Source organism: Pseudomonas sp. ASL9 (genome assembly GCF_056680335.1).
The window spans coordinates 1,431,214-1,456,448 of sequence record NZ_CM155277.1; the positions used below are offsets into that span (position 1 = coordinate 1,431,214).

At 58.6% G+C, this 25,235-nt stretch carries 24 protein-coding genes; 14 read left to right on the forward strand and 10 right to left on the reverse strand.

Annotated elements, in window-relative coordinates; translation table 11 throughout:
• The first annotated feature begins 51 nt into the window (after positions 1–51).
• The 4 genes from AC1ME2_RS06690 to AC1ME2_RS06705 all read left to right on the forward strand — a co-directional run bounded on the left by AC1ME2_RS06690 (position 52) and on the right by AC1ME2_RS06705 (position 3,200).
• Entirely contained in the window at positions 52–423 is a 372-nt protein-coding gene (locus AC1ME2_RS06690; protein WP_480439999.1) for an ArsC family reductase, read from the forward strand.
• Positions 424–483: 60 nt separating this feature from the next.
• A complete protein-coding gene (gene dapD, locus AC1ME2_RS06695) occupies positions 484–1,518 on the forward strand; it encodes a 2,3,4,5-tetrahydropyridine-2,6-dicarboxylate N-succinyltransferase (RefSeq protein ID WP_480440000.1) in 1,035 nt (344 codons plus the stop codon).
• A 66-nt stretch (positions 1,519–1,584) separates the two neighbouring features.
• The gene (locus tag AC1ME2_RS06700; RefSeq protein ID WP_480440001.1) at positions 1,585–2,790 is read left to right on the forward strand and encodes an aminotransferase class V-fold PLP-dependent enzyme; all 1,206 of its coding nucleotides are present in this window, start codon (positions 1,585–1,587) and stop codon (positions 2,788–2,790) included.
• The gene (locus AC1ME2_RS06705) at positions 2,787–3,200 is read left to right on the forward strand and encodes a SufE family protein (RefSeq protein ID WP_480440002.1); all 414 of its coding nucleotides are present in this window, start codon (positions 2,787–2,789) and stop codon (positions 3,198–3,200) included. The genes AC1ME2_RS06700 and AC1ME2_RS06705 overlap by 4 nt, the downstream gene beginning before the upstream one ends.
• Here the strand turns inward: AC1ME2_RS06705 and tcdA are convergent.
• The gene (gene tcdA / locus AC1ME2_RS06710; RefSeq protein WP_480440003.1) at positions 3,176–4,012 is read right to left on the reverse strand and encodes a tRNA cyclic N6-threonylcarbamoyladenosine(37) synthase TcdA; all 837 of its coding nucleotides are present in this window, start codon (positions 4,010–4,012) and stop codon (positions 3,176–3,178) included. The genes AC1ME2_RS06705 and tcdA overlap by 25 nt on opposite strands.
• Before the next feature lie 286 nt (positions 4,013–4,298).
• Here tcdA and AC1ME2_RS06715 point away from each other — a divergent pair, with 286 nt between their 5' ends.
• The 4 genes from AC1ME2_RS06715 (at position 4,299) to AC1ME2_RS06730 (ending at position 9,422) form a co-directional block, all read left to right on the forward strand.
• On the forward strand, positions 4,299–6,887 hold the full coding sequence (locus tag AC1ME2_RS06715) for a glycosyltransferase (protein WP_480440004.1): 2,589 nt from the start codon (positions 4,299–4,301) through the stop codon (positions 6,885–6,887).
• A gap of 100 nt (positions 6,888–6,987) precedes the next feature.
• The gene (dapE, locus tag AC1ME2_RS06720) at positions 6,988–8,139 is read left to right on the forward strand and encodes a succinyl-diaminopimelate desuccinylase (protein ID WP_480440005.1); all 1,152 of its coding nucleotides are present in this window, start codon (positions 6,988–6,990) and stop codon (positions 8,137–8,139) included.
• Complete coding sequence (locus AC1ME2_RS06725) at positions 8,139–8,948, forward strand: putative RNA methyltransferase (protein WP_480442030.1); 810 nt, start codon at positions 8,139–8,141, stop codon at positions 8,946–8,948. The genes dapE and AC1ME2_RS06725 overlap by 1 nt, the downstream gene beginning before the upstream one ends.
• Before the next feature lie 96 nt (positions 8,949–9,044).
• The gene (locus tag AC1ME2_RS06730) at positions 9,045–9,422 is read left to right on the forward strand and encodes a hypothetical protein (protein WP_480440006.1); all 378 of its coding nucleotides are present in this window, start codon (positions 9,045–9,047) and stop codon (positions 9,420–9,422) included.
• Positions 9,423–9,561: 139 nt separating this feature from the next.
• Here the strand turns inward: AC1ME2_RS06730 and AC1ME2_RS06735 are convergent, their stop codons facing one another.
• A complete protein-coding gene (locus AC1ME2_RS06735) occupies positions 9,562–9,771 on the reverse strand; it encodes a cold-shock protein (RefSeq protein ID WP_219061210.1) in 210 nt (69 codons plus the stop codon).
• A 165-nt stretch (positions 9,772–9,936) separates the two neighbouring features.
• Here AC1ME2_RS06735 and plsB point away from each other — a divergent pair, with 165 nt between their 5' ends.
• From plsB to AC1ME2_RS06755, 4 genes are all read left to right on the forward strand, one after another.
• On the forward strand, positions 9,937–12,417 hold the full coding sequence (gene plsB / locus AC1ME2_RS06740; RefSeq protein WP_480440007.1) for a glycerol-3-phosphate 1-O-acyltransferase PlsB: 2,481 nt from the start codon (positions 9,937–9,939) through the stop codon (positions 12,415–12,417).
• Between the two features lie 144 nt (positions 12,418–12,561).
• On the forward strand, positions 12,562–12,903 hold the full coding sequence (locus AC1ME2_RS06745; protein ID WP_480440008.1) for a YbaY family lipoprotein: 342 nt from the start codon (positions 12,562–12,564) through the stop codon (positions 12,901–12,903).
• A 160-nt stretch (positions 12,904–13,063) separates the two neighbouring features.
• Positions 13,064–13,462, forward strand: coding sequence for a YbaY family lipoprotein (locus AC1ME2_RS06750; RefSeq protein WP_480440009.1), 399 nt, complete (start codon positions 13,064–13,066; stop codon positions 13,460–13,462).
• A 68-nt stretch (positions 13,463–13,530) separates the two neighbouring features.
• Entirely contained in the window at positions 13,531–14,220 is a 690-nt protein-coding gene (locus AC1ME2_RS06755; RefSeq protein ID WP_480440010.1) for a DUF4197 domain-containing protein, read from the forward strand.
• 670 nt (positions 14,221–14,890) lie between these two features.
• Here the strand turns inward: AC1ME2_RS06755 and AC1ME2_RS06760 are convergent.
• Both AC1ME2_RS06760 and AC1ME2_RS06765 read right to left on the reverse strand, forming a co-directional pair.
• Positions 14,891–17,956: an efflux RND transporter permease subunit gene (locus AC1ME2_RS06760; RefSeq protein ID WP_480440011.1), complete on the reverse strand. Its 3,066-nt coding sequence runs from the start codon at positions 17,954–17,956 to the stop codon at positions 14,891–14,893.
• Between the two features lie 6 nt (positions 17,957–17,962).
• A complete protein-coding gene (locus AC1ME2_RS06765; protein ID WP_480440012.1) occupies positions 17,963–19,063 on the reverse strand; it encodes an efflux RND transporter periplasmic adaptor subunit in 1,101 nt (366 codons plus the stop codon).
• A gap of 92 nt (positions 19,064–19,155) precedes the next feature.
• Between AC1ME2_RS06765 and AC1ME2_RS06770 the strand changes: the two genes are divergently transcribed.
• Complete coding sequence (locus AC1ME2_RS06770) at positions 19,156–19,806, forward strand: TetR/AcrR family transcriptional regulator (protein WP_480440013.1); 651 nt, start codon at positions 19,156–19,158, stop codon at positions 19,804–19,806.
• 66 nt (positions 19,807–19,872) lie between these two features.
• On the opposite strand, the gene AC1ME2_RS06775 is transcribed toward AC1ME2_RS06770, so the two are convergent.
• Positions 19,873–20,655, reverse strand: coding sequence for a class I SAM-dependent methyltransferase (locus AC1ME2_RS06775; RefSeq protein WP_480440014.1), 783 nt, complete (start codon positions 20,653–20,655; stop codon positions 19,873–19,875).
• Between the two features lie 98 nt (positions 20,656–20,753).
• Between AC1ME2_RS06775 and AC1ME2_RS06780 the strand changes: the two genes are divergently transcribed.
• Positions 20,754–21,374, forward strand: a complete 621-nt coding sequence (locus AC1ME2_RS06780; RefSeq protein ID WP_480440015.1) for an energy transducer TonB — start codon at positions 20,754–20,756, stop codon at positions 21,372–21,374.
• A gap of 15 nt (positions 21,375–21,389) precedes the next feature.
• On the opposite strand, the gene AC1ME2_RS06785 is transcribed toward AC1ME2_RS06780, so the two are convergent.
• The 5 genes from AC1ME2_RS06785 to adk form a co-directional block, all read right to left on the reverse strand.
• Positions 21,390–22,220, reverse strand: coding sequence for an isocitrate lyase/PEP mutase family protein (locus tag AC1ME2_RS06785; protein WP_480440016.1), 831 nt, complete (start codon positions 22,218–22,220; stop codon positions 21,390–21,392).
• A 47-nt stretch (positions 22,221–22,267) separates the two neighbouring features.
• The gene (locus AC1ME2_RS06790) at positions 22,268–23,137 is read right to left on the reverse strand and encodes a DUF72 domain-containing protein (protein WP_480440017.1); all 870 of its coding nucleotides are present in this window, start codon (positions 23,135–23,137) and stop codon (positions 22,268–22,270) included.
• Positions 23,134–23,445 carry a hypothetical protein gene (locus tag AC1ME2_RS06795; RefSeq protein WP_480440018.1) on the reverse strand — a complete coding sequence of 104 codons (312 nt, stop codon included), beginning with the start codon at positions 23,443–23,445 and terminating at the stop codon, positions 23,134–23,136. The genes AC1ME2_RS06790 and AC1ME2_RS06795 overlap by 4 nt, the downstream gene beginning before the upstream one ends.
• Positions 23,446–23,597: 152 nt before the next feature.
• Positions 23,598–24,278: a tRNA (adenosine(37)-N6)-threonylcarbamoyltransferase complex dimerization subunit type 1 TsaB gene (gene tsaB, locus AC1ME2_RS06800; protein WP_480440019.1), complete on the reverse strand. Its 681-nt coding sequence runs from the start codon at positions 24,276–24,278 to the stop codon at positions 23,598–23,600.
• 86 nt (positions 24,279–24,364) lie between these two features.
• Complete coding sequence (adk, locus tag AC1ME2_RS06805; RefSeq protein ID WP_480440020.1) at positions 24,365–25,012, reverse strand: adenylate kinase; 648 nt, start codon at positions 25,010–25,012, stop codon at positions 24,365–24,367.
• Positions 25,013–25,235: the final 223 nt, after the last annotated feature.

Genomic DNA, 25,235 nt, shown 5'->3' on the forward strand with positions numbered 1-25,235 from the left:
GTGGCATAATCACTCGCTGAATTTTTCGGACAAAAATGGGGAGTTTCGGGGATGGAAAATTCCTCCAGTAAAAACAAGGGCTTACGCCTTTTCGGGATCAAAGCCTGCGACACCATGAAAAAAGCTCGCACCTGGCTCGATGAAAAAAAACTGACCTATGATTTTCATGATTACAAAATGTTAGGCATCGACCGTGAGCACCTGACTCAGTGGTGCGACGAGCATGGCTGGCAGATCGTTTTAAACCGGGCAGGGACTACCTTTCGCAAACTCGACGACGGACAAAAAGCCGATCTCGATCAAGCCAAGGCGATAGAACTGATGCTCGTGCAACCGTCGATGATCAAGCGCCCAGTGTTTGATCTCGGTGATAGAACCCTGATTGGCTTCAAGCCCGATCTGTATGCGGCGGCATTCAAGTAAGCCAGAGCGCTGCTCAATCCGCCCTTTAATCAGTTAGAGAATTCAGTAAGAGGTATTTGCATGTCCACTACCCTGTTCAGCCTGGCGTTTGGTATCGGTACTCAAAACCGTCAAGGCGCATGGCTGGAAGTCTTCTATGCCCAACCCTTGATCAACCCGTCGGCAGAAATGATTGCAGCCATCGCACCCGCACTGGGTTACACCGGCGGCAACCAGGCCATCGCGTTCAATACCGATCAGGCTTCAAAGCTGGCTGACGCACTGAAATCCATCGACGCGGGCCAAGCGGCCTTGCTGACCCGTCTGGCAGAAAGTCATAAGCCGCTGGTCGCCACCTTGCTCGCCGAAGACGCAGCGCTGACCTCAACCCCTGAGGCCTACCTGAAACTGCACCTGTTGTCGCATCGTCTGGTCAAGCCACACGGCTTGAGCCTGGCGGGGATTTTCCCTCTTTTGCCTAACGTCGCCTGGACCAGCCAAGGCGCTGTGGACCTAAGCGAACTGGCTGAGCGCCAACTGGAATCGCGCCTGAAGGGCGAGTTCCTGGAAGTATTCTCCGTCGACAAGTTCCCGAAAATGACCGACTACGTGGTCCCGAGCGGTGTTCGCATCGCTGACAGCGCACGTGTACGTCTGGGCGCTTACATCGGCGAAGGCACCACGGTAATGCACGAAGGTTTCGTCAACTTCAACGGCGGCACTGAAGGCCCAGGCATGATCGAAGGTCGCGTCTCGGCTGGCGTGTTTGTCGGCAAGGGTTCGGACCTGGGCGGCGGTTGCTCGACCATGGGCACCTTGTCGGGCGGCGGCAACATCGTCATCAAGGTCGGCGAAGGCTGCCTGATCGGCGCCAACGCGGGTATCGGCATTCCATTAGGTGATCGCAATACGGTGGAATCCGGTCTGTACGTCACTGCCGGGACCAAAGTCGCGCTGCTCGACGAGAAAAATGCATTGGTGAAAGTGGTCAAGGCCCGCGACCTGGCCGGCCTTCCAGACTTGCTGTTCCGTCGTAACTCGCAAACCGGCGCTGTGGAATGCAAAACCCACCAGTCGGCCATCGAATTGAACGAAACGCTGCACGCTCACAACTGATTGATCCCGCGTCTGCTTTTAGCGCTGCATACGTAGCGTTAAAAGCGGGCTATTGAGCTGAATGACATGCCCCTGCCCTCCCCCTGGCGCGCTGATTTTCCAGCCGTCGCCGCACTGCAATGGCAAGGCCAGACTTATCTGGACAATGCCGCAACGACCCAAAAACCCCAGGCATTGCTCGACGCGCTTAACCATTACTACGTCAATGGCGCGGCCAATGTGCACCGGGCGCAACATCTGCCGGGCGCTAACGCGACTCAGGCGTTCGAGAACAGCCGCAGCAAGGTTGCCCACTGGCTGAACGCGGGCGAGTCTGCGCAGATCGTCTTCACCCATGGCGCAACTTCGGCCCTGAACCTGTTGGCGTATGGCCTGGAGCACGAGTGTGTTGCCGGTGACGAAATTGTCATCAGCGCCCTGGAGCATCACGCCAATCTGTTGCCTTGGCAGCAATTGGCGCACCGCCGCGATCTGAAACTGATCATTCTGCCGCTCGACGCCAACGGCCTGATAGATCTTGAGGCCGCCGCTACACTGATCGGCCCTCGTACCCGTTTGCTGGCTGTCAGCCAGTTATCCAACGTGCTGGGTGCCTGGCTGCCGCTGCCTGAATTACTGAGCATGGCCAAGTCCCACGGGGCACTGACGGTTGTGGACGGCGCCCAAGGCGTGGTCCATGGTCGACATGACGTGCAAGCGTTGGGCTGCGACTTCTATGTATTTTCCAGTCATAAACTGTACGGCCCCGAGGGTCTCGGCGTGTTGTATGGCCGCAATGAAGCGCTGACGCGGCTGCGTCATTGGCAGTTCGGTGGCGAGATGGTGCTGACGACCGACTACCATAACGCCAAGTTTCGCCCCGCGCCCTTGGGTTTTGAAGCAGGCACACCACCAATAGCCAGCGTGATTGGTCTCGGCGCAACCCTCGATTATCTGGCGAGCCTCGATCACGCGGCCGTGGTTGCGCATGAAGCGGCACTGCATCGGTTGTTGCTGGACGGTTTGAACAGGCGTGAAGGCATCCGCGTGTTGGGTGCTCCGCAATTGGCGCTGGTGAGCTTCGTCGTCGAAGGCGTGCATAACGCCGACCTGGCGCACTTGTTGACCGAGCAAGGCATCGCCGTTCGCGCCGGGCATCATTGCGCCATGCCGTTGTTCAAAAGCCTTGGTCTACCCGGCGCGATCCGGGTTTCCCTGGCGTTGTACAACGACTCCGACGATCTCGAACGTTTTTTCAGCGCACTGGATCAGGCCTTGGAGCTCCTACGATGAGCCTGCCTGTCGATGCACAAACAGCCCTTGAAACCTTCAACCAATCCCACAGTTGGGAACAGCGCGCACGCCTGCTGATGCAATGGGGCGAACGCCTGCCAGCGCTGAGTGAAGACGAAAAAAACGAGGAACATCGAGTGCATGGCTGTGAAAGCCAGGTCTGGTTACTCGGCAGCGTGACAGACGGCCACTGGCAGTTTCGCGCGGCCAGTGACGCGCGCTTGATTCGGGGTCTGGTAGCGTTACTGTTGGCGCGGGTCAACGGCTTATCGGCTGAAGACTTGCAACAGGTTGACCTGCCCGACTGGTTCAATCAGTTGGGCCTGAACCGACACCTCTCGCCGTCACGCAGTAATGGCTTGAACGCGGTGCTGCAACGGATGCGTCAACTGGCTTCTGGCAGCGCCTGAGCAGGCTTGAGCCTATCCGCCGGGCGTCTCACGCCCGCGACAATTTTGTCCACCGCCTTGGTCGCAGCGACCATACCGAAGGTCGCGGTCACCATCATGACCGCGCCGAATCCACCCGCGCAGTCCAGCTTGACCCCATCGCCGACGAAGCTTTTTTGCAGGCAAATGCTGCCGTCTGGCTTGGGATACCGCAGTTGTTCGGTGGAAAACACACAGGGCACGCTGTAGTGGCGGGTCACCGTGCGCGAGAACCCGTAGTCGCGGCGCAAGGTCGAGCGGACCTTGGAGGCCAGCGGATCGTTGAAGGTGCGGTTGAGGTCGCAGACCTGGATCAGCGTCGGGTCGATTTGCCCGCCAGCGCCACCGGTGGTGATGATCTGGATTTTGCGCCGCTTGCACCAGGAGATCAGCGCGGCCTTGGCGTTGACACTGTCGATGCAGTCGAGCACGCAGTCGATATCAGGGGTGATGTATTGAGCCATGGTCTCGCGGGTAACGAAGTCGGCCACTGCGTGTACTGTGCAATCCGGGTTGATGGCGCGCAGGCGCTCAGCCATTACCTCGACCTTGGCCCGACCAATGGTGCCTTCCAGCGCATGCAACTGACGGTTGCTGTTGCTGACGCAGACGTCATCCAGATCGAACAGGGAGATTTCACCGACACCGCAACGGGCAATCGCTTCCGCAGCCCACGAGCCCACGCCGCCGATACCGATGACCGCCACATGGGCCGCGCGCAACCGCTCCAGGCCCTCGATGCCATACAAACGGGCGACGCCAGCAAACCGCGGATCTTCTGTGCTCATGACCATTACCCCAAAAACCGGCGCGCATTATAGGACGCTATAGAGTTCAGAGTATCTTTATCCTGATAAACCGCTATTCGCAGGCAAGCCTGCTCCCACAGGGCCTGCGAAGAATCCAACCCGGTGCTTAAATTCGACCACAGGACATGTTGTTACAGAACTTAGTTGCATCGTTGTTGACCAATAGCCCATCGGCTGGTCTGTACAGCCATACAAAGGCCAGAGTAGGATGCGCGCCGACCGGCGTTCGTCGGCTAAATTACGTTCCACCCTTTTGGAACCAGAAGCATTTATGTCATCGCGTAAATTTGGACTCAATTTGGTGGTAGTCGTGGCGATCGCTGCGCTGTTCACCGGTTTCTGGGCGCTGATCAATCGTCCCGTTACAGCACCCGACTGGCCTGAACAGATCTCCGGCTTTTCTTACTCACCTTTCCGTTTGGGACAGAACCCACAGGAAGGCATCTACCCGTCCGACGATGAAATGCGTCAGGACCTGGAGTTGATAAGCAAGCAGACCGACAGTATTCGGACTTACTCTGTCGACGGTACGCTGGGAGACATCCCAAAGCTCGCGGAAGAGTTCGGCCTGCGGGTGACCCTGGGTATCTGGATCAGCCCCGACGAAGCGCGAAACGAGCGTGAGATTACCCGTGCCATCGAACTTGCCAACTCATCGCGCAGCGTCGTTCGCGTGGTAGTGGGCAACGAAGCACTGTTCCGTCGCGAAATCACGGTCAAGCAGCTCAGCGTGCTGCTGGACCGGGTGCGCGCGGCGGTGAAAGTGCCGGTGACGACCTCCGAGCAATGGCACATCTGGGAGAAATACCCGCAATTGGGCAAGCACGTTGACTTGGTCGCTGCGCACATCCTGCCTTATTGGGAATTCATTCCAGTCGACAAGGCCGGTCAGTTCGTACTCGATCGCGCCCGCGAACTGAAAAAAATGTTCCCGAAAAAACCGCTGCTGCTTTCGGAGGTTGGCTGGCCGAGCAATGGCCGCATGCGTGGCGGTGCTGATGCGACTCAGTCGGATCAAGCTATCTACCTGCGTACGCTGGTCAACAAGCTCAACCGTCAGGGCTACAACTACTTCGTGATCGAAGCCTTCGATCAGCCGTGGAAAGCGAGTGATGAAGGCTCGGTGGGCGCTTACTGGGGCGTTTATAACGCTGCGCGCCAACAGAAGTTCAACTTCGAAGGGCCGGTTGTCGCGATTCCGCAATGGCGAGTATTGGCCATTGGTTCTGTCGTGTTGGCGCTGCTGTCCCTGGCATTGTTGCTGATCGACGGCTCGGCGCTGCGCCAACGGGGCCGCACCTTCCTGACGTTTACCGCGTTCCTGTGTGGTTCGGTGCTGGTCTGGATCGGTTACGACTACAGTCAGCAATACAGCACCTGGTTCAGCCTGACCGTAGGCTTCTTGCTGGCACTCGGCGCCATGGGCGTGTTCATCGTATTGTTGACCGAAGCTCACGAACTGGCTGAAGCGGTCTGGACCCACAAGCGACGCCGCGAATTCCTGCCCGTGGATACCGACAACGCGTATCGACCGAAAGTCTCGGTACACGTGCCCTGCTACAACGAGCCACCCGAGATGGTCAAACAGACCCTCAATGCTCTGGCTGCTCTCGACTATCCAGACTTCGAAGTTCTGATCATCGATAACAACACCAAAGACCCGGCAGTCTGGGAACCGATCAAGGCCCATTGTGAAATGCTCGGCCCGCGCTTCAAGTTCTTCCACGTCTCGCCACTGGCCGGTTTCAAGGGTGGTGCACTGAACTACCTGATTCCGCACACGGCACCAGACGCTGAAGTGATTGCAGTGATCGACTCGGATTACTGCGTCGACCGCAACTGGCTCAAACACATGGTGCCGCACTTCGCCGACCCGAAAATCGCCGTGGTGCAGTCGCCGCAGGATTACCGCGACCAGAACGAAAGCACCTTCAAGAAGCTCTGCTACTCCGAATACAAAGGCTTCTTCTACATCGGTATGGTCACCCGCAACGACCGTGACGCGATCATTCAGCACGGCACCATGACCATGACCCGCCGTTCAGTGCTCGAAGAGCTGGGCTGGGCGGACTGGTGTATCTGTGAAGACGCCGAGCTGGGGCTGCGCGTATTCGAAAAAGGTTATTCCGCTGCCTATTCGCATAACAGCTACGGCAAGGGTTTGATGCCGGACACCTTTATCGACTTCAAAAAGCAGCGTTTCCGTTGGGCGTATGGCGCGATTCAAATTATCAAGCGCCACACGTCGAGCCTGCTGCGCGGTAAAGACACCGAGTTGACACGTGGGCAGCGCTATCACTTCCTCGCGGGCTGGCTGCCGTGGGTCGCCGATGGCATGAACATCTTCTTCACCGTCGGCGCATTGCTATGGTCGGCAGCGATGATCATCGTGCCAAACCGCGTCGATCCGCCGCTGTTGATTTTCGCGATCCCGCCATTGGCCCTGTTCGTGTTCAAGGTCGGCAAGATCATCTTCCTGTACCGTCGTGCAGTGGGGGTCAATCTCACGGATGCATTCTTTGCGGCGCTGGCCGGGCTCGCCTTGTCCCACACCATCGCCAAAGCAGTGCTCTATGGCTTCTTCACCACCAGCATCCCGTTCTTCCGTACACCGAAAAATGCAGCCAGTCATGGCCTCTTGGTGGCCATTTCGGAAGCCCGGGAAGAGGTGTTCATCATGTTGCTGCTGTGGGGCGCGGCCGTTGGTATCTGTCTGGTACAGGGCCTGCCGAGCGCCGATATGCGCTTCTGGGTGACCATGCTGCTGGTGCAATCGCTGCCGTACCTAGCGGCGTTGATCATGGCCTTCCTGTCATCGTTGCCAAAGCCAGCACCCCTGGTAGAACCCGCAACTGTTTGACCTGTTACTGCATAACGTTAAACGGCGGCCTTTGGGTCGCCGTTTTGCTTTAAGATAAGCGCCTTTTCCGCGCCTAGAACCTTGTTACCGGAGTCCTTACATGACGGCCCCAGCCGACCTTTCGCCCACTCTCCAACTTGCCTGCGACCTGATCCGTCGTCCATCGGTCACGCCGATCGACGCCGACTGTCAGGCGATGATGATGCAACGCCTGGGCGATGCCGGTTTTAAACTGGAGCCGATGCGTATCGAGGATGTGGACAACTTCTGGGCCACCCACGGCAACCACGAAGGCCCCGTGCTGTGCTTTGCCGGGCACACTGACGTGGTGCCAACTGGCCCGCTTCAAGCCTGGCAGAACGATCCGTTCGCCGCATTGATCGATGAACACGGCATGCTTTGCGGGCGTGGCGCAGCTGACATGAAAGGCAGCCTTGCCGCGATGCTGGTGGCCGCCGAGCGTTTTGTTGGCGATCACCCGAACCATAAAGGCTCGGTAGCGTTCCTGATCACCAGCGACGAAGAAGGTCCGGCACACCACGGCACCAAGGCGGTGATCGAGCGTCTGGCGGCGCGTAAAGAACGTCTGGACTGGTGCATTGTCGGCGAACCGTCGAGTACCACGCTGGTAGGCGACGTGGTGAAAAACGGTCGCCGTGGTTCATTGGGCGCCAAACTCACCGTGCGCGGGGTCCAGGGCCACGTGGCCTACCCGCACCTGGCGAAGAATCCAATCCATCTGGCCGCGCCCGCGTTGGCCGAACTGGCCGCCGAGCACTGGGATAATGGCAACGCCTTCTTCCCGCCGACCAGCTTTCAGATCTCCAACCTCAACTCAGGCACGGGCACGACCAACGTCATCCCCGGCGAGTTGTCAGCGATGTTCAACTTCCGCTTCTCCACCGAGTCCACCGTTGAAGCCCTGCAACAACGGGTCGCCACCCTCCTCGACAAACATGGCCTGGATTGGCATGTGGAATGGGCCTTGTCTGGCCTGCCGTTTCTCACCGAACCCGGCGCGCTCTTGGACGCGGTGTCTGCGAGCATCAAGGCCGTCACCGGTCGCGAAACCAAAGCATCGACCAGCGGCGGCACCTCAGACGGACGGTTTATCGCCACGATGGGGACGCAAGTCGTCGAACTGGGCCCGGTCAACGCCACGATCCATCAGGTCAATGAACGCGTCCTGGCCAGCGACCTCGATGTTCTGACCGAAATCTACTATCAGACTCTGGTCAAATTGCTCGCATGATGCTGACCTGCCCGATTTGCACAGCAGCCCTCAGCGCGGTTGATAACGGTGTGGTCTGCCCCGTTGGCCACCGCTTCGACCGTGCGCGCCAAGGCTATTTGAACCTGCTGCCGGTACAACACAAAAACAGCCGCGACCCTGGTGATAATCAGGCCATGGTCGAAGCCCGACGCGACTTTCTCAATGCAGGCCATTACGCGCCGGTCTCCAAGCGCCTGGCGGAACTGGCCGCCGAACGCTCGCCCGCCCGTTGGTTGGACATCGGTTGTGGCGAGGGTTACTACACCGCGCAAATCGCTGCGGCCCTGCCGAATGCTGATGGCTACGCGCTGGATATTTCCCGCGAAGCGGTCAAGCGCGCGTGCCGGCGTGACCCAGACATCACCTGGTTGATCGCCAGCATGGCCCGCGTGCCGCTGCCTGACGACAGCTGCCAATTCCTTGCCAGCGTGTTCAGCCCGCTGGACTGGCACGAAGCCAAACGCCTACTGAGCACCGGCGGCGGCTTGATGCGTGTCGGTCCCACCAGCGAACACCTGATGGAGCTGCGTGAGCGGCTCTATGACGAAGTGCGTGAATACGTCGATGACAAACACTTGATGCAGGTGCCCGCTGATATGCAGTTGCAGCACAGCGAGACCTTGCGTTTCACCCTGAGCCTGGTCGATGCTCAAGCCCGCGCCAATCTGCTGGCCATGACGCCCCACGGCTGGCGCGCCAGTGCCGAACGCCGGGCCAATGTCATTGAGCAGCCGGAGCCGTTCGAAGTGACGGTCTCCATGCGTTACGATTATTTCGTGCTTCAATAATCTACGAATCTACACACCCTGAATCGACGCTGCCTTGCCTGTGCGGGGCCGCCGAATGAATCCGCGAATGGATTTTCAATCAATCACGAGGCATCCATGCGCCAACCCGATATCGAGATTTACCTAAAAGACGCTGACGTCGACTACATGGCCATCGCCGCCTGGCTCAGCGCTGCGCTGGGCTCCTGCTCCGCGTGGGTCAAGAAAGGTCAGACGTACAAATGCACGGCCGGTGACGTTACCGTGACCTGGCTGCCCAAGGCTGTCGGCAAATGGAACAGCTTGTTTCTGGAAAGCGACAAGACCCCATGGGACGACGACATCGCCTGCGCCCGCGCCGCCTTCGCCGCGCTGAACGTTGAAGTTCGCTGCGCACCGGGCACATGGATCGAGGAAGAAAGCGACGACGCCGCCGACCGCTGGATTCGCATCAGCAGCGACGGCGAAGAAGAGATCGTCTGGCACACGACCTGAGCCTGACACCGCACAATGCAGGAGCTGGGGACGCCTGGTTCTTGCCCACGAAGGCCGCAACTCGGTGTACCTGACAGACCGAGTTGCCTGGTTCGCAGACAAGTCAGCTCCTTGTAAATCTGTGTACGGCCTGCTTATTTCATAGCCCCACGACGTCCTCTGCCTGCCAGCCTTTCTGGCCTTCGACCAGGCCGTATTCGACCTGCTGGCCCTCAGCCAGTGAACGGTGTCCTTCCCCACGGATGGCACGGTAATGCACGAACACGTCCGCGCCATCTCCACGCTGGATGAAGCCATAGCCCTTGGCATCGTTGAACCACTTCACACTGCCTGTTTCACGTGCTGACATTGGATCGTTGCCCCTGTTTTTTATTATTGAACGTCCGAGTATAGGGCAGCATTAAAAACGGCGAAATCCACATAAACGGCGTCGTTTTTTGCCGATCTTCAGCAGATGCGGCACACTGTCGCCCCCGAGCAGCTGCTCGTTTTCCCCTCATTCAGCAGAAGCCGTATGACCCGCTCCCCGTTCCGCCGTCTTGTGTTTGGCACCTTGCGCCGACTGTTGTACCTCTGGGTTCGCTCGGAAACCATCAACCAGTCGTCCTTCACCCTCAACCTCGACCGCAGCCGCCCGGTGTTCTATGCCCTGCAATCACCTTCATTAAGCGACCTTGCGGTGGTCGATACCGAGTGCCGTAAAGCCGGGTTGCCGCGACCGATTCTGCCGGTAGCCGTGGGAAACCTGCTGGAGCCCGCCGCATTCTTCTACCTGACACCCGAGCCCGACTGGCTGGGCCGCCAGGACAAACGCGGCGCGCCACCCACGCTGGAACGGCTGGTCAGCGCCATCAGTCAGAACGCCTCCGAAGATGCACAGATCATCCCGGTCAGCGTGTTCTGGGGCCAGTCGCCAGACAGCGAATCCAGTCCCTGGAAGCTGTTGTTCGCGGACAGTTGGGCGGTGACCGGGCGCTTGCGTCGATTGGTCAGCATTCTGATTCTGGGCCGCAAGACCCGCGTGCAGTTTTCCGCACCGATCCATCTGCGGGGACTGATCGAAGAAAACAAAGGCCACGAACGCACCCTGCGCATGACCCAACGCATCTTGCGGGTGCATTTTCGCAACTTGAAGGCCGCCGTCATCGGCCCCGACCTGTCGCACCGACGTACTCTGGTCAAGGGTCTGCTGGACGAGCCGCTGGTCAAGCAGGCCATTCTCGAAGAGGCTGAACGCGAGAGAATCCCCGAGAGCAAAGCCCAGGCGCTGGCCCTGCGTTACGGCAATGAAATCGCGTCGGACTACACCTACTCGGCGATTCGCTTTCTCGAAGTGGTGTTGAGCTGGTTCTGGAACAAGATTTACGACGGTATCAAGGTCAGCCATATCGAAGGCGTTCAAAATGTCGCCCAAGGTCACGAAGTGATCTATGTCCCGTGCCACCGCAGCCATATCGATTACCTGCTGCTGTCCTACCTGCTGTTTCGCAATGGCCTGACACCGCCCCACGTCGCCGCGGGTATCAACCTGAACATGCCGGTGATCGGCAGCCTGCTGCGCCGTGGTGGCGCGTTCTTCATGCGCCGCACGTTCAAAGGCAACCCGCTGTACAGCGCCGTATTCAATGAATACCTGCACACGCTGTTCACCAAGGGTTTCCCGGTCGAATACTTCGTTGAAGGTGGCCGCTCCCGCACCGGGCGCATGTTGCAACCCAAGACCGGCATGCTGGCAATCACCCTGCGCAGCTTTTTGCGCAACTCGCGGATGCCCATCGTGTTCGTGCCGGTGTACATCGGTTATGAGCGCGTACTCGAAGGTCGGACCTACCTGGGCGAACTGCGCGGCGCGACCAAAAAGAAAGAGTCGATCTTCGATATTTTCAAAGTCATTGGTGCACTCAAGCAGCGCTTCGGGCAGGTGTCAGTCAACTTCGGCGAGCCGATCAAACTGGCTGCGTTCCTCGACCATGAACAACCCAATTGGCGCGAGCAGGAGCTGGGCCCTCACTATCGCCCAGGCTGGCTGAACGAGACCACCCACCGCCTCGGCGAGCGCGTGGCTCAGGGCCTGAACGAAGCGGCGGCGATCAACCCGGTCAATCTGGTGGCGCTGGCCTTGCTGTCCACCAACAAGCTGGCGCTCGACGATCAAGCCATGGCGCGGATTCTCGACCTGTACCTGACCCTGCTGCGTCGGGTGCCTTACTCACCACACACCACGCTGCCTGAAGGTGATGGCAAGGCGCTGATCGAGTACGTGAAGGGCATGAACCTGCTGTCCGAGCAAAAGGACGCGTTAGGCAAAATCCTCTACCTGGATGAGCAGAACGCGGTCTTGATGACCTACTACCGCAACAACGTGTTGCACATTGTCGCCCTGCCCTCGCTGCTGGCGAGTTTCTTCCAGAGTTCGTCACGGATGACCCGTGAACAGATTCTGCGCTACGCCCGAGCGCTGTACCCCTACCTGCAATCGGAGCTGTTCATTCGCTGGCCGCTGGACGAGCTGGATGCCGTGATCGACCAGTGGCTTGAAGCCTTCGTCGAGCAAGGCCTGCTGCGCGTTGAAAATAACGTCTACCTGCGCCCGGCCCCGAGTTCACGTCACTTCGTCCTGCTGACCCTGTTGTCACGGGCCATCGCCCAGACGCTGCAACGCTTCTATATGGCGACCTCGCTATTGCTCAACAGTGGCCAGAACAGCATCAGCGCCGAAGAACTGGAAGATTTGTGTACGGTCATGGCTCAGCGATTGTCGATTTTGCATGGCCTCAATGCGCCGGAATTTTTCGACAAGAGCCTGTTCCGCCACTTTATCCAGACGTTGCTCGACCTCGGCGTACTGTGCAAAGACCCAGCGGGCAAGCTCAGCTACCACCCGCTGCTGGGTGAGCTGGCCGAGGGTGCAGCGAAGCGAGTATTGCCAGCCGAAATACGCTTGTCAATTCGCCAAGTGGCCCTGCATCGCGATGGAGAAACCCCTGATAGTTGAGAAAAAAACAAGATAGATATCATGAACTTGTGGGAAATATCCGGAATGATATGGCGATTGGTCTCTGGTTGATTTGGTGCTCCAAATCTCGGCTAGCATGGTTCTTGCGCCAACTCTCTGGCGCCTATCAATAGGGATGTTGTTATGACTAGCGAACCACGTTTGACCGTCCAGGGCGAAGTCTTCTACCTGCCAAAAATCATGTTGCCGACTGCCTGCACATTGACTGTCAGCCTGGAAGAGGTTTCCTTCGCGGATGCTGCCGCCAGGAACGTCGCGATCAGCAAAACCAAAATCACGCAGCAAGTGCCACTGGCGTTCGAGCTGAGTTACGTCCCGAATCAGCCAGCTGGCAGCTACTCAGTCAGTGCTCATATCGAATGTGAAGGCCGCCTGATCTGGGTTAGCGATACAACGAACATGGTTGAGCTAAACGAAGAAAACATCGTCGGCCTGCGAGTCCAGGTCGTTCAGGTCAACGCCTGATACAAGGTGATAACCGGCCAGTCAGGACTTGATTTGGAGGGGGTTGGTCGTTGTCATCAGCAGCAAAGATGTAACAGAGGCTGACCCAGCGGGCTAAATCCGTTAAGTTCTCCTTCGATGGCGTCAGGCTTCTTCTGGCGCCACCGATACGGAGATTCCAATGAAAAACCTAGCACTTATCCTTCTGACCAGTCTGCTCGGCGCGTGCAGTACCTCGCACCACTCCTCTCAAGCCAGCCTCGATGGGGAAGTTTTTTACCTGCAACGCATTGCCCTGCCTCCCGCCGCGACCTTGAATGTCAGCCTGCACGACGTGTCCAAAGCCGATGCACCGGTGGTCGTACTGGCCAGACAAAGCGGCCCGATCAAAGGCCAGGTGCCTTTGCCTTTCAATCTGGAATACGATCCAAAACAAGTAGAGGCTGGCCATCGCTATTCGGTCAGCGCGCGCATTGAGCTGGAGGGCAAACTCTTGTTCATCAGCACTGGGCAGTACCTCGTACAGTTAGGCGATCAGGATCAGAAACCACTGCGCATTCGCCTGGACTCTGTTCAATAATCCCCCGCGTAAGCCTGAAAACCCGGCTACCGTTTTCTCAATTCGATCCCATTGAAAAGGATGCTGCCATGCTCCGACCCTCCATTACTTTCACTGGCCTGTGCGCGGGTCTGTTGTTGTCGGCCAACGTGTTCGCCCTGTCCCTGAGCGATCTTTCCCAGTCGGACGCCACGGGCGGCCTCAAGGATGCGCTGACCCAAGGCGCGCAGATTGCCGTCAAGCAACTGGGCACCCCTGGCGGCTTCAGCAATAACAAGGATGTGCGCATCGAACTGCCAAGCAGTCTCGGTAAAATTGCGAAGAAGATGAAACAGTTCGGCATGGGCGCGCAGGTCGATCAACTGGAAGCCAGCATGAACCAGGCCGCTGAAGCCGCTGTACCGCAAGCCCAGGCGCTGCTGGTGGATGCCGTGAAGAAGATGAGCGTGGCGGATGCCAAGGGCATCCTCAGCGGCGGTAATGACTCGGCCACCCAATACCTGAGCAAGACCAGTCGCGAGCAGATCCGCGTCAAATTCCTGCCCATCGTCAAACAAGCCACCGACAAAGTCGGCGTCGCGCAAAAATACAACGCGTTCGCCGGCCAGGCCGCGAGCTTGGGGGTCGTCGACACCAAAGACGCCAACATCGAAGGTTATGTGACCGAGCAAGCCCTCAACGGCCTGTTTGAAATGATCGGCAAACAAGAAGCCGCCATCCGCCAAAACCCGGCAGCCGCAGCGACCAGTCTGGCGAAAAAAGTATTTGGCGCGCTGTAATCAACGCCAATGCCGGATATACACATCACAACCAATGCCAATACATTGTTTTTAAAGGATTAAAAATCAGTTTGATAGGAGGCCTCGCCGCGTCTTCGCCGCCGCGCTGTCGCGCAGCAAACGGGGTCCCTGTAGGAGCTGCCGAAGGCTGCGAAAGGCCGGGGTCGCGGGCGACCGGCACGACCTTCAGCGGTCTCAAGAAAGCGACCGGTTCCGTCGGACGCGACCCCGGGGTGATCGCAGCCTTCGGCAGCTCCTACGAATCTGCGTTTTGCTGAAAATATAATGACATTTATGCTTTATTTTTCAATAACTTAAAGGTTGTTTGATAGGAGCGCGCTTGCCCGCGATGGAGGTATGCCTGACACTCCGCTATCGCGAACAAGTTCGCTCCTACACAGGCTGTGTGAAAACCCTCGCCAGAAAATGAACTGCGCGCTCTCACGTGAATTCTGAAAAAGCTCGTCTGGTATACAGACCTAGAATTCACGTAGGGGCGCGATTCTTAGTACGTTTTTTAGCCAACCACTCGGTCTCCGAGGTTTTCACACAGCCTGTACAGATGGTTTGCGCCTGACGTAAATTCAGAGCATGACTCGATACTGTAGGAGCAACCGGGACGCGCAGTCTTGTTGGCGAATAACCAACGCGGAGCGCCTGATACACCGCTTCACCCCCCCACCTTCTTCACCCGGAACCACGCCGCATACAGGGCTGGCAGGAACAAGAGCGTCAGTGCAGTCGCCACGATCAAGCCGCCCATGATCGCGACCGCCATCGGGCCGAAGAATACGCTGCGTGACAGCGGGATCATCGCCAGCACTGCCGCCAGTGCCGTGAGGACGATGGGGCGGAAGCGGCGTACGGTGGCTTCGATGATCGCTTGCCATTGATCCAGCCCGGCAGCGATATCCTGTTCGATCTGGTCCACCAGAATCACCGAGTTGCGCATGATCATCCCTGACAAGGCGATAGTGCCGAGCATTGCGACAAAACCGAACGGTTGATTAAAGACGATCAGAAACAAGGTCACGCCAATCAAACCCAGCGGCGCGGTGAGAAAGACCATGGCGGTGCGCGAGAAACTGCGCAGTTGCAACATCAGCAAGGTCAGGACCACCACGATGAACAGCGGGACACCGGCCTTGACCGAATCCTGCCCCCGCGCCGAGTCTTCGACCGTGCCACCGACTTCCAGCAGGTAGCCATCCGGCAACTCGGCACGTACGCCCTCCAGTGTCGGCATGATTTGCTGAACCAGGGTTGCCGGTTGCTCTTTGCCATAAATATCGGCGCGAACAGTGACGTTCGGCAGACGGTTGCGGTGCCAGATGATGCCCTCCTCGAAGCCGTACTCCAGGGTCGCGACCTGGGATAGGGCGACGCTGGTGCCGTTACTGGTAGGAATCGCCAGGCTCGGAAGCGAGGCGAGGTCCGTGCGTTCATGAGGGGTCCCCCGCAACAGAATCTCGATCAGTTCGTCGTCTTCGCGGTATTGGCTGACGCTGGAACCGGTCAACGAGCTTTGCAGGAATCGCGACAGATCGGCAGTGCTCACGCCTAATGCGCGCGCCCGATCCTGATCAACGTTGAGGCTCACGACCTTGCTTGGCTCTTCCCAATCCAGATGGACGTTAACCACATGCGGATTTTCGCTTACCTTGGCCGCGACTTTACGCGCCAGGGCGCGGACCTCCTCGATGTGCTCACCGGTCACGCGGAACTGCACCGGATAGCCCACAGGCGGACCGTTCTCCAGACGCGTCACTCGGGAACGCAGGGTCGGAAACTGCTGGTTGAGGCTTTCGATCAACCAGGTGCGCAGGACCTCGCGGTCTTCGATGCTTTTTGCCAACACCACGAACTGCGCGAAGCTGGCGGCGGGCAACTGTTGATCCAGCGGCAGGTAGAAACGCGGTGAACCGGTACCGACATAGGCCACGTAGTTATCGATGCCTGGATGATCCTTGAGCATCTGTTCCAGCCGTTTGACCTGCTCGGCGGTATTGCTTAAGGAGGCACCTTCGGCCAGTTTCAAATCGACCATCAGTTCCAGTCGTCCGGAAGCCGGAAAAAACTGCTGCGGGACGAAACGGAACATCACCACTGACAGCACAAACAGGCCAACGGTGAGCACCAGCACCGTTTTACGCCGCCGTACACACCAGCCAACCATGTGCCGAACGCGTTGATAGAAGGGCGTGCCGTAAGGGTCCGCCGCGCCCGTGCCATGTTTGGCTGCGTGGATTTTCGCCAGGTCCGGCAGCAGCCGCTCCCCCAGATAGGGCACAAACACCACGGCGGCAACCCAGGACGCCAACAAGGCGATGGTCACTACCTGGAAGATCGAGCGGGTGTATTCCCCCGTGCTCGATTGCGCTGTGGCAATCGGCAAGAAGCCCGCAGCGGTAATCAATGTGCCGGTGAGCATCGGAAAAGCGGTGCTGGTCCAGGCGAAACTGGCGGCTTTGAGCCGGTCGTAACCCTGCTCCATCTTGATCGCCATCATCTCCACAGCAATGATCGCGTCATCCACCAACAAGCCCAACGCCAGCACCAGCGCGCCAAGGGAGATTTTGTGCAAGCCAATCCCCAGGTAATACATGCAGGTGAAGGTCATGGCCAACACCAGCGGAATTGCCAAGGCGACGACCATGCCGGTGCGCATGCCCAAGGAGAAGAAGCTCACCAGCAGTACAATGCCGAGCGCCTCGGCCAGCACCTGAACGAACTCACCGACCCCGGTTTTCACTGCCGCCGGCTGATCCGAGACTTTGCTCAGCTGCATGCCTGCGGGCAGGCTTTTCTGTACGCGGGCGAACTCAGCCTCCAGCGCATGACCCAGCACCAGAATATCGCCACCGTCCTTCATGGCCACGGCCAGACCAATGGCGTCTTCGCTCATGAAGCGCATGCGCGGCGCGGGAGGGTCGTTGAAGCCGCGAAAGACCTCGGCCACGTCGCTGATACGGAACGTGCGATCACCCACGCGAATCGGGAAATTCTTGATCTCGTCCACCGTCTGGAAACGGCCGGTTACCCGTAGCTGAATGCGCTCACTGGGGGTCTCGAAAAAACCCGCTGCCGACACCGCGTTCTGGTCTTCCAGGGCTTGCTGCACCGTTTCCAATCGCAGCCCAAGGGTCGCCAGCTTCACGTTCGAGAGCTCGATCCAGATCTTCTCGTCCTGCAAACCCAGCAGTTCGATCTTGCCGACGTCCTTGACCCGCTGCAGCTGTATCTGCACGCGGTCGGCGTAGTCCTTGAGCACGGCGTAGTCAAAACCCTTGCCCGTCAGCGCGTAGATATTGCCGAACGTAGTGCCAAATTCATCATTAAAAAACGGCCCCTGTATGCCCGGTGGCAAGGTGTGGCGAATATCACTGATTTTTTTCCGTACCTGATACCAAAGATCGGGAATCTGCGCCGAGTGCATGGCGTCACGCGCCATGAACGTCACTTGGGATTCACCTGAGCGTGAGAACGAGACGATGCGCTCGTACTCACCGGTTTCCATCAGCTTCTTCTCAATGCGGTCGGTGACCTGAAGCGCGACTTCCTCGGCACTGGCGCCGGGCCAGTTGGTGCGGATGACCATCGCCTTGAAGGTAAATGGCGGGTCTTCACTCTGGCCAAGCTTGGTGTAGGAAACCGCACCAACAATCGCCAGCAGTAGCATCAGAAACAGGACAATCTGGCGGTTGCGCAGTGCCCATTCGGAGAGATTGAAACGCATCCGTGCTTACTCCTTCACCGCCAGTTTCACTTCGCGATTACTGCGATCCACCGGGCGTATCTGCTCGCCCTCGTGCAGCACATGCACACCGGCGGCCACAACCCAGTCCGTGGCCTTGAGGCCTTCGAGAATGGGCACGCTGTCCTGACCGTAGGCACCGATTCGCGCGGGAATACGCTTGAGGATGTTATTGGCGTCGACCCGCCAAACGTAATTGACCCCGTTCTCGGCAGTCAACGCTGACAGCGGCACCGACAGGGCCACCGTTTGTTCGGTCTGGATGAACACGCGTGCGCTCTGACCCAGCTCGGCGGGCACTTTGCCCTCGGCAAAGGCGATGCGAGCGGCAAAGGTCCGTGAGCGTGGATCGGCAGCAGGCGATAACTCACGGATGCGACCTGAGAAACGTTGACCCGGTTGCGTCCACAACTCGACAGCGACCGCCTGACCGGTCTTGAAACGCCCGAAATTCTGTTCCGGCAAGCTGATCAAGACTTCGCGCTCGCCGTCGGCGGCCAGATTAAACACGGTCTGCCCCGCCGCCACGACTTGCCCGACTTCCACCAGACGCCTGGCGATCACGCCGTCTTGCGGAGCGCGCAACACCGCATAGCCGGCCTGATTATCGGCAACACTGAATTCGGCCTTGATCTGTTTGAGGCGCGCCTCGCCGGAACGGAACAGGTTTTCGGCGTTGTCGAACTGGGACCGGCTAACCAGTTGCCGATCCATCAACGTCTTGTAGCGATCACGTTCGGAACGGACCATTTGCAGATTGGCTTCGGCGGCGGCCACTTGGGCGCGGGTTGCTTCCAGTTGCAGGCGCACATCTTGCGGGTCCAACTCGGCCAGCGGCTGATTGGCCCTGACCCGTTCGCCCTCGTCCACCAGACGTTTGCTCACCTTACCTGCGATACGGAATGCCAGTTCCGGCTCGAACCGTGCGCGAACTTCACCGGGAAAACTGTCCATTGACTGCGATGAAGGCTGCGGCTGAACCACCATGGCCGGACGCACGGTGGGCTGGATAGGCTCTTCATGACCACAGGCAGCCAGTAAAATCACTAGACTGATCGGTAGAATAAAGGACAAGGCATCGCGACACATGGTGATGGACCTTTGGCAAAGGATGCTTTAATTATTGTACTGAAGCGCATAGTAAGAAATACCAAACTCACCAGTCCACTATTAAAACGAAGATGCCTGATAATTCATTACCCCGCCCCTCATTAAGTGCTTCGGGCCCCGGCCGCCCCAAAGACCTGGTCAAACGCCAAGCGATCCTCAATGCCGCGAAAAACCTGTTCGTGCGCAACGGTTATGCCAGCACCAGTATGGACGCCGTGGCCGCAGAAGCCGGTGTGTCGAAACTCACGGTCTACAGCCATTTCACCGACAAAGAAACGTTGTTTTCCGCCGCAGTGGTGGCGCGCTGTGAGGAGCAACTGCCTGAGCTGTTTTTCGAAATCCCCCACGGCATGCCTTTAGAGGCATTGCTGTTAAAGATTGGCCGGGGGTTTTATGCGTTGATCAACAGTCCCGACTCATTGGCGTTGCATCGGCTAATGGTCGCGCTCGGCAGTCAAGACCCGAAGCTGTCGCAGATTTTTTTCGAGGCGGGGCCTCAGCGAATTCTGCTGGAGATGGAACGCTTTCTGACCCAGATAGATAAGGCCGGCAGCCTGAGCATCGACAAACCACACCTCGCTGCCGAGCATTTTCTGTGTCTGCTCAAGGGCGCCTGCAATTTTCGCCTGCTGATCGGCTGCGGGGAGCTGCCGGATGAACAGGAGGCCGAAGCCCATGTTCAGGAAGTGGTGAGTCTGTTTATGCGGGCTTATCGGCCTTGATACGGCCATTCGCAGCCTTCGGCCACACAGGCTGCACAGGATCTGCCGAAGGTTGCAAAGGCTATATCAGCCCTTCAGTGCCTTCTTCGGGTAGATGTCGTAACGGCTGGATTTACCATCCAGTGCATAACTCGGTTTCGGCCCGTCGATGCAAGGGGCCTTGCGGGGTCGTTTGACCACGACGCGGTGAGTGGCGAGCGCCAGCGCGGCTTCCAGCAATGCCGGCGCGTCCATGTCATCGCCCACCAATGGGCGGAACAGGCGCATTTCTTTTTTCACCAACGCGGTTTTTTCCCGATGCGGGAACATCGGATCGAGGTAGATCACTTGCGGTGGCTCGCCTTCCCAGGCGCGGATCAAGTCGATGGCGTTGCCGGTCAGCAAGCGCATCTGGGCGATGATCTGCCCGACCTCGCGATCCCGCAGGCCCCGAGCCAGTCCGTCCTCAAGCAAGGCGGCAATGATGGGCTGACGCTCGATCAGGCTCATGTCGCACCCCAGACTCGCCAACACGAACGCGTCCTTACCCAATCCCGCCGTCGCATCCAGTACCCGGGGGCGCACGCCCGGCTGAATACCGACCGCTTTGGCGATCATCTGCCCACTGCCGCCACCGAACAAGCGTCGGTGGGCAACAGCGCCTTCGACAAAGTCCACCCGTACCGGACCCGAGGAGTCGGCACCCAATTGCTGTAACTGCAAACCGTCGTCCGTCACTTGCAGGGCGAAGTCTGCTTCGGCGTCCTCTAACGGCAGGCCAAGACGCTGTGCCCAGGCCAACGCCTGCGTCTGTCCGTTGTTTGTCAGGGCTTCGACCCGAATGCGGCTGCCCGTGTGTTGCTCACTCATGTGCCCATACGCTCAACTAATTTGTTAATGATCGGCAACATTGGCCGATAACAGGAATATCCGGCATTTTGCCAGAGCCGGACGGTCAACTGAGCGCTATGTCTGATATTCAACCCTCACCGATAGGCTATTTGTCGTACGCAGGCGACTATAGCCTCAGCAACTCCCGAACCTTGAGCGGCGTGACCCAGCTCTGGCAGGATGCGTTTGCCCGTGCGATGGCCGAGCAAGTCGGTGACGGCACGGGTGTTTCGACTGAGCTCAGCGCAGTTACCCCAAGCGCCAGCGGCGAACCGCTGGGTGGCACCAACACCCTGGGGCAGATTGTCGGTCAGCGTGACTGCGCGGTTGCCGACGTGCCGCGTACCCCACCTGAACATTTGCACCTGCCCATTGCCGAATTCGAACTCGACCTGCTGGACAAACCGGCCGAACCGTTCACTGTCGCAGACATGATCGCGCAACAGCGGCAGCTGAATTTCGAAAGCGGCTGGGTCCGCCCACTGGTGCTCAACCCTCCCCAGGCGGATACAAACCCTGGCCCCGGCCCGCAGCCGCGTCCGCTGCACTTGCCCATCGCCGAGCTCGAATGGGACCTGGCAGTCAAGCCTGCCCTGCCCCTCGAACCCGCCACTGTCGTCGCTCAGCAACGGCAACTGGATTACGAAAACGGCTGGGCTCGGCCTATCATTCTGCAAAACCTGCGCATGGCTGCATAAGCACCACACCCAGCGTTATGCCCTGAACAGCGTGTTCAATTGAGCGAACGGCAGCGCCTGTTCGCTATAGGTGAAGGTGCCTTGCTGGCTGATCTCTTGAGCTGCGCGATAAAAACCGCCCAAGGCCGCCCTTGCCAGAGAGGAGCCGACGCTGATCCGCTTGACCCCGCAAGCGCTCAAGTCAGCGACCGAGAGCGTCACACCGCTCAGCCCCATTACTACGTTGACCGGCCTCGGTGCTACGGCGCGCACCACAGCGATGACTTCTTCGCGCGTACGCAGCCCCGGCGCGAATAACACGTCCGCGCCCGCCTCGGCGTAGGCTTCGATGCGGCGCAAGGTGTCAGCGAAGTCCAGACGGCCGTGTAGCAGGTTCTCGGCGCGGGCGGTCAGCATGAAGGGGAAAGGTAAGCTGCGCGCTGCGGCAACAGCAGCCTTGACCCGCTCCACCGACAATTCGAAGGCGTAGATCGGGTTGTCCGCGTGGCCGCTGGCATCTTCAATCGAGCCGCCAACGATACCTAATGCAGCGGCTTTCAGAATCGTATCTGCGCAGCCTTCGGGGCTGTGAGCAAAGCAGTTTTCCAGGTCCGCGGCCACTGGCAATGCCGTGGCGTTGACGATTGCAGCGACATTATCCAATGTTTCCTGGCGGCTGATCGCACCTTCTGCGTCGGCACGCCCCAGTGCGAAGGCAAGGCCGGCGCTGGTTGTGGCTAAGGCCTCGAAACCCAGAGAGGCGAGTAATTTGGCCGAGCCTGCGTCCCACGGATTAGGGATGACAAAAGCCCCCTCTCGTTCATGCAGGGACTTGAAAGCCTGAGCGCGTAGTAACTGCGAATCCATTTGCACACTCCTTGGAGACTGACGGTTGATCGTTGGAGCTATCGACCTTACAGCAAGCCCAGTTGCTGCGCGACAGGCGCCCTTTCCAGTACCGCCAGCGGCGCCAACCCCGGCAGGCGAACCATCAGTTGTTGGTGAAAGCGTCTAGCAAGGTCGGGCGCCTGGAGGTTGTCGGGCGTGTGCAGGAACACATAAGGCGTGCGCCCCTCCTCAATCCAGCCCGCTACTTTCTCCACCCATGGCACAAGAAACGGGTCGTTGGCCTGGAGCAATGGATGGCCAATAAAGCGCACCTGAGGAAATTGCGTCAGGGCGGCAGGGCGTGGAGGGACTTTGGGCTTTTTCGATTGCGCATGCAGCACGGCGGGATCGGTCGACACACAGCTGAATAGCGCCCGAGGATCGAGGCAGATACGCTCCACACCCCGGTCCAGCAGCATTCGATTGAGCATCCGCTCTTCATCACCCTTGGCAAAAAACGCTGGGTGGCGGACTTCAACTGCCAACGGCCGCTCAAGGGCATCGATAAAGCTCGTCAGCTCGGCCAAACGCACGGGCCCGAAGCTGGCGGGCAGCTGCAACCACATTGGTGCGACCCTTTGCCCCAATGGCGCGAGCAACTGGATGAAGTCTTCAGCAGCGTGCAGTTGTTGGCGAAGGTCGCCACCGTGACTGATATCGCGATGAAATTTGGCGGTAAAGCGAAAGTGTTCAGGCAGGCTCTGCGCCCAGCGCTGGACAATGACCGGAGAGGGCCGTGCATAAAATGTGGTGTTTCCTTCAACGGCGTTGAACACCTGCGCGTACAGACTCAGGAATTCGTTGGGCCGGGCAGTTTCGGGGTATAAAGACTCACGCCAGGCATTTTCACTCCAGGACGGGCAACCGAGGTAATACGGGAGGTCGGGAGAATTCAAACGTGAAGATCGAGGCCCAACACTTCCAGATCCCACTCGACAAAACTGGCCGTGCTGAGATAACTGGCCAGCGCATAGGCGACGCGATTGCTGACGGAACGAGGGAATATCATGTCCTGCTGGCGGGCCGGGACGTTGGCCGTGGCTGAAGCTTGAGACCCTTGCGCGTGAGAGGCAATGGCAGGCATTTGGGACGGGACTTCGATCTCGCTGTCCACTTCTTCGAAGGAACCCTCAACTGTCGCCGGGCCTTTGCGAGGCTTGCGCTTTATGGGGTAGGAGCGTGATGAGGATCCGTCTATGCGCATTGATGCGTACTCGGCGTCTTATAGTGGCAATTTAGCTGCACGGACGATACTTGGCAAATGCCCGAACAGTTACTAGACCACATAATGTGTCTAAAGGTTCTAAAACGCCGATGGAATGTCGCTTTTGCAGCAGGCACAGACGGTATAGGGGGTCAGAGTGGCCGGGCTTTGGGGGTCGCTACTTTGTCACGCAGGTAAACCGGTTGCGCGTCGTCAGCAACAATCGCTTCACCACGCTGCCAGGCGAAGGTGGCCAGCGTCAGCAAATCCTGCGCATGAGGCAGCATACCCGCGTCCTGCCCTGCCAGCTTGACGGCGATCCGATCAGCGTAGCCCCAGCCGGTACCAGCGCCAAACCAGTCGCCCGTGGCATCGACAGGCAAACTGGCGTGTTCCGGTGGCAGCACGGCTTCGGCACCGATCAGACGCATTTCACCGGCGGTTTCGCGGTAGCAACCCCAATAGACTTCATCCATGCGCGCATCGATGGCGGCAGCGACCTGTCGGGCACCGTGTTCACGAAAAGCACGTTGCGCCAGCACCGCCAGGTTCGACACCGGCAATACGGGGCGCTCCAGTGCAAAGGCCAGCCCCTGAACCACACCAATCGCGATCCGCACGCCAGTAAACGCGCCGGGGCCACGGCCGAAGGCAATGGCGTCGATAGCGGACAACGCAATCCCCGCCTCGGCCAGCAAGTCCTTGATCATCGGCAGCAGGCGCTGGGCATGCAGACGCGGAATCACCTCGTAGTGACTCAGTACCTTGCCATCGTGCAGCAGGGCGACAGAGCAGGCTTCAGTGGCGGTATCCAGGGCCAGCAAGGTGGTCATCGGCATTTCCGTGAGGGTGAAAAAAGTGCCGCATTATAAACAACAACGGCCCGCAAGCGGGCCGTTGTTCATCATTGAAAGCCGAATCAGCTCAATGCAGCCAGCACCTTGGCGGTGATGTCTTCAACTGAACCAACACCCTCGATATGGCTGCACTTGGGCTTGCCGTTCGCGGTGCTTAGATTCTGGTAGAAGGCTACCAGCGGCTTGGTCTGAGCGTGGTAGACCTCGAGACGATGACGCACAGTAGCTTCGACGTCGTCCTTGCGCTGAGTCAGGGGTTCGCCAGTAACGTCGTCCACACCTTCAACCTTTGGCGGGTTGTAGATCACGTGGTAGACGCGACCGGAGCCATCATGCACACGACGACCGGAAATGCGCTTGACGATTTCTTCGTCGTCGACCGCGATTTCGACCACATTGTCGATTTCAACACCAGCTTCTACCAAGGCCTCGGCCTGAGGAATAGTGCGCGGGAAGCCGTCGAACAGGACGCCATTGGCACAATCAGGCTGAGCAAGGCGGTCTTTGATCAGGCCGATGATCAAGTCATCGGAGACCAGGCCACCGCTGTCCATGACGCTCTTGGCTTTCAAGCCTAATTCGGTACCGGCCTTGACCGCTGCGCGCAGCATGTCGCCAGTGGAAATTTGCGGGATACCGAATTTTTCGGTAATAAATTGTGCCTGAGTACCTTTACCGGCACCGGGAGCTCCCAGCAGAATCACGCGCATCGATGTGCTCCTCAATTTTTATATAGATATCGTCAGACTCGCCTCATGGGGCCAATCTCAAAAAAAGATTCAGCCGAAGATTGGCTAAAGGCTGATCAAGATACACAGCAGGCTATCCCCACACAAGCTACCAAAAGTCGCAGCAACTCGTACCGAACCGGCATCCAAAAGTACACCATCCTAAAGGTGCGACTGGGTGCAACCCTATAAGAATGCGTCGTCA

Excerpts from the sequence above, each read along its gene's own strand:
- AC1ME2_RS06755 (WP_480440010.1), top strand. The coding sequence starts at position 13,531 with ATGCTCCGACCCTCCATTACTTTCACTGGCCTGTGCGCGGGTCTGTTG.
- AC1ME2_RS06775 (WP_480440014.1), bottom strand. The coding sequence starts at position 20,655 with ATGAGTGAGCAACACACGGGCAGCCGCATTCGGGTCGAAGCCCTGACA.
- AC1ME2_RS06725 (WP_480442030.1), top strand. The coding sequence starts at position 8,139 with ATGCTGACCTGCCCGATTTGCACAGCAGCCCTCAGCGCGGTTGATAAC.
- AC1ME2_RS06780 (WP_480440015.1), top strand. The coding sequence starts at position 20,754 with ATGTCTGATATTCAACCCTCACCGATAGGCTATTTGTCGTACGCAGGC.
- plsB (WP_480440007.1), top strand. The coding sequence starts at position 9,937 with ATGACCCGCTCCCCGTTCCGCCGTCTTGTGTTTGGCACCTTGCGCCGA.
- tcdA (WP_480440003.1), bottom strand. The coding sequence starts at position 4,012 with ATGGTCATGAGCACAGAAGATCCGCGGTTTGCTGGCGTCGCCCGTTTG.
- AC1ME2_RS06700 (WP_480440001.1), top strand. The coding sequence starts at position 1,585 with ATGCCCCTGCCCTCCCCCTGGCGCGCTGATTTTCCAGCCGTCGCCGCA.
- AC1ME2_RS06745 (WP_480440008.1), top strand. The coding sequence starts at position 12,562 with ATGACTAGCGAACCACGTTTGACCGTCCAGGGCGAAGTCTTCTACCTG.
- AC1ME2_RS06730 (WP_480440006.1), top strand. The coding sequence starts at position 9,045 with ATGCGCCAACCCGATATCGAGATTTACCTAAAAGACGCTGACGTCGAC.
- dapD (WP_480440000.1), top strand. The coding sequence starts at position 484 with ATGTCCACTACCCTGTTCAGCCTGGCGTTTGGTATCGGTACTCAAAAC.
- AC1ME2_RS06770 (WP_480440013.1), top strand. The coding sequence starts at position 19,156 with ATGCCTGATAATTCATTACCCCGCCCCTCATTAAGTGCTTCGGGCCCC.
- AC1ME2_RS06760 (WP_480440011.1), bottom strand. The coding sequence starts at position 17,956 with ATGCGTTTCAATCTCTCCGAATGGGCACTGCGCAACCGCCAGATTGTC.
- AC1ME2_RS06750 (WP_480440009.1), top strand. The coding sequence starts at position 13,064 with ATGAAAAACCTAGCACTTATCCTTCTGACCAGTCTGCTCGGCGCGTGC.
- AC1ME2_RS06785 (WP_480440016.1), bottom strand. The coding sequence starts at position 22,220 with ATGGATTCGCAGTTACTACGCGCTCAGGCTTTCAAGTCCCTGCATGAA.
- adk (WP_480440020.1), bottom strand. The coding sequence starts at position 25,012 with ATGCGCGTGATTCTGCTGGGAGCTCCCGGTGCCGGTAAAGGTACTCAG.
- AC1ME2_RS06795 (WP_480440018.1), bottom strand. The coding sequence starts at position 23,445 with ATGCGCATAGACGGATCCTCATCACGCTCCTACCCCATAAAGCGCAAG.
- AC1ME2_RS06715 (WP_480440004.1), top strand. The coding sequence starts at position 4,299 with ATGTCATCGCGTAAATTTGGACTCAATTTGGTGGTAGTCGTGGCGATC.
- AC1ME2_RS06765 (WP_480440012.1), bottom strand. The coding sequence starts at position 19,063 with ATGTGTCGCGATGCCTTGTCCTTTATTCTACCGATCAGTCTAGTGATT.
- AC1ME2_RS06705 (WP_480440002.1), top strand. The coding sequence starts at position 2,787 with ATGAGCCTGCCTGTCGATGCACAAACAGCCCTTGAAACCTTCAACCAA.
- AC1ME2_RS06735 (WP_219061210.1), bottom strand. The coding sequence starts at position 9,771 with ATGTCAGCACGTGAAACAGGCAGTGTGAAGTGGTTCAACGATGCCAAG.
- tsaB (WP_480440019.1), bottom strand. The coding sequence starts at position 24,278 with ATGACCACCTTGCTGGCCCTGGATACCGCCACTGAAGCCTGCTCTGTC.
- dapE (WP_480440005.1), top strand. The coding sequence starts at position 6,988 with ATGACGGCCCCAGCCGACCTTTCGCCCACTCTCCAACTTGCCTGCGAC.
- AC1ME2_RS06690 (WP_480439999.1), top strand. The coding sequence starts at position 52 with ATGGAAAATTCCTCCAGTAAAAACAAGGGCTTACGCCTTTTCGGGATC.